The sequence below is a fragment of the Nonlabens sp. genome (genome assembly GCF_018401815.1).
Classification (GTDB): domain Bacteria; phylum Bacteroidota; class Bacteroidia; order Flavobacteriales; family Flavobacteriaceae; genus Nonlabens.
Map to the genome: position 1 here is coordinate 1 of NZ_JAGYKG010000015.1, position 2,571 is coordinate 2,571.

A 2,571-nucleotide genomic window follows, 5' to 3' on the forward strand; every position below is an offset into this window, starting at 1 on the left:
TTTAAGAGCGCAGTTTAAGAAAGAGGGGGAGACCTTTCCGAACAATCGAGGGCGAAAGAAACTTTCTAAGAACAAAACTCCCCAGTTAGTAAAAAGTAGCCCCCAAGAAACTAAACCCTCTAAATCTGCTGATTACGATTACCTAATTAATGGCATACAGATTAAGTTTACCCAAAAGCCCAAAACTGTTCGTATAGGTAAGAATCGATTTTTTGTGGAGTTCGATTGAACCTTGAGGATCTTCTCATGCTGTACTTACCTAAGCCTAATTAAATCGGGCGTCTTAAGGCCTACAAAACGGGTTAAGTAGTGTATTGACTATTTCAGATCTAAATGAATGGCCTCGACACTTTCAAGGCTACCTTGCATTGCTTAATTTCACCATTAGTAATGGCAATTAGGCGGTTCAATGGAAGAACAACAGTGGCACGTAATATACTCTAAGCCTAGAAACGAAAAGAAGGTTCACGCGGCTTTAGCAGAGGCAGGTTTTGAGGTGTATTGCCCGCTTAACAAAACTAGGCGCAAATGGAGCGACCGCTATAAAGTCGTTGAAGAACCCCTCTTTCGATCGTATGTGTTTATTAAGATTAACGGCAATCAGCTTTACGATATTCTAAAATTTGATGGGGTTGTACGTTTTCTTTATTGGAACAGAAAGCCCGCCATTGTGCGAGAAGAAGAGATTGAATTAATCAAGCGGTTTTTGGGTGAGCACGAATCTGTTCGTCTGGAGTCTACCGAGTTTCAGGTAGACCAAGCTGTTAACTTCACTGCTTCTAATTTGATGGGGCAACAAGGCAAAGTGTTAGAGGTAAGAAATAAAGAGGTTAAAGTGCTCATAGAAAGCATGGGGTACTATCTTGTAGCTACTGTTGATAAGGCGAAATTAGAACCTTCAAGAGCGAAAAGTATATGAAAGGCATTATTCTCGCAGGAGGCTCAGGTACACGCCTCTATCCCATAACCAAGGCCATAAGTAAGCAACTGATGCCTATTTACGATAAGCCGATGATTTATTATCCGCTTTCTACACTCATGCTCGCGGGCATTCGCGAAATACTCATCATTACTACCCCTGAAGATCAGCCTCAGTTTGTGCGCTTACTGGGCGATGGCACTCCAATCGGATGCCGCATTACCTACGAGGTGCAAGAAGTGCCCAACGGGCTGGCCCAAGCTTTTGTCATTGGCGCTTCATTTATTGGCAACGACAGTGTAGCTTTGGTGCTTGGAGATAATATTTTCTACGGTCAAGGCCTTGGCCGCCAATTAAAACAGCTTATCGAAATAGACGGAGCTTACGTCTTCGCCTATAAAGTTTCAGACCCCGAGCGCTACGGAGTCGTTGAATTCGATTCAAACCACAATGCCGTTAGTATTGAAGAAAAGCCCAAAACCCCTAAATCTCGATTTGCTGTACCAGGGCTTTACTTTTACGATAATAGTGTGGTTACCATAGCCCAGAATTTGCAACCCTCGGCAAGGGGTGAATACGAAATCACAGACGTTAACAAGGCTTATCTTGAACAAGGACAATTGAAAGTGTCTGTATTGCCATCAGGAACCGCATGGCTCGATACAGGTACATTCGAATCGTTGAGCGATGCCAGTGAATTCGTGCGCGTTATCGAACAGCGCCAGGGCAACAAGATCGGGTGCATTGAAGAGATCGCCTACCGAATGGGCTTTATCTCGAAAGAACAGCTTTTAGCTCTTGCTGACGAGCTCAAGAAAAGCGGATACGGTATTTACCTCAAATCTGTTGCAGAGTCTTAATTCGAAAACCGGATAATACTGTAAACACTATTTATATTCATAAAATTTGCGAGTAACTGTCAAAAGGCTAAGCTTAAATGTGTAAGTTTATTACTCAATAATGAGTTAGTCAAAAATTTCTTCTGTGACTGACTGTGGCTTTGCCGTGAATAATCTAAGTTGATCGACACCCTTTTTTCTGGAAAGATAAGAGCTAAGCTTCTCTCACGCTTGCTAGTGAACCCTAATACTATGGTGCATCTTAGGCAGCTTTCTCGGGAGTTAAATGTAAGCTCTAACACTGTTCGCATTGAGCTTAATAAGCTTAAAGAGGCATCTATTATAGCGGAGGTAAACACCAATGATGGCAGAATAAAAAAATACGCTGCAGACACCTCTCACCCTCTCTTTGAAGAATTACGATCAATTCTTCTAAAGTATCTAGGTATTGATCAACTTTTAGAAGTCATTTTTGAAAAAATCGGAAACCTTGAAAGAGTATATATTACTGGAGATCTGGCTCAGGGCAAACCTGTGGCTATAATTGATCTGGTTTTGGTTGGAGATATTGACAGAGTGTATTTTAACAGTTTAGTTTTTAAGGCAGAGGAGCTATTAAAAAAGAAAATTCGGGCTGCTATTTATAGTTCAGTTGAGTTCAATATGGGGGTTTTGGAGGGAGTTCCGTACTTGTTAGTTTTTGATGTTGAGGATTAAATGGGTCTGAATGAAAGTCAAATATCTTTAATGAAATTAGAAAATGCTAGAATTGCTATAATTGGTCTCGGCTACGTAGGCTTACCTTTGGCAGTG

The 2,571-nt window shown here is 41.4% G+C and carries 4 protein-coding genes; all 4 read left to right on the forward strand.

Translation table 11 applies throughout. The features are described 5' to 3' along the window. A partial coding sequence (locus KG732_RS12865) for a hypothetical protein (protein WP_213524416.1) occupies nt 1-229 on the forward strand: 229 nt, incomplete at its 5' end. Between the two features lie 180 nt (nt 230-409). Continuing rightward, nucleotides 410-919, forward strand: a complete 510-nt coding sequence (locus KG732_RS12870; RefSeq protein ID WP_213524418.1) for a UpxY family transcription antiterminator — start codon at nt 410-412, stop codon at nt 917-919. After that, complete coding sequence (gene rfbA, locus KG732_RS12875; RefSeq protein WP_213524421.1) at nt 916-1,779, forward strand: glucose-1-phosphate thymidylyltransferase RfbA; 864 nt, start codon at nt 916-918, stop codon at nt 1,777-1,779. Before KG732_RS12870 ends, rfbA begins: the two co-directional genes overlap by 4 nt. Nucleotides 1,780-1,938: 159 nt before the next feature. Beyond that, nucleotides 1,939-2,475, forward strand: a complete 537-nt coding sequence (locus tag KG732_RS12880; protein WP_213524423.1) for a winged helix-turn-helix domain-containing protein — start codon at nt 1,939-1,941, stop codon at nt 2,473-2,475. Nucleotides 2,476-2,571 lie beyond the last annotated feature (96 nt).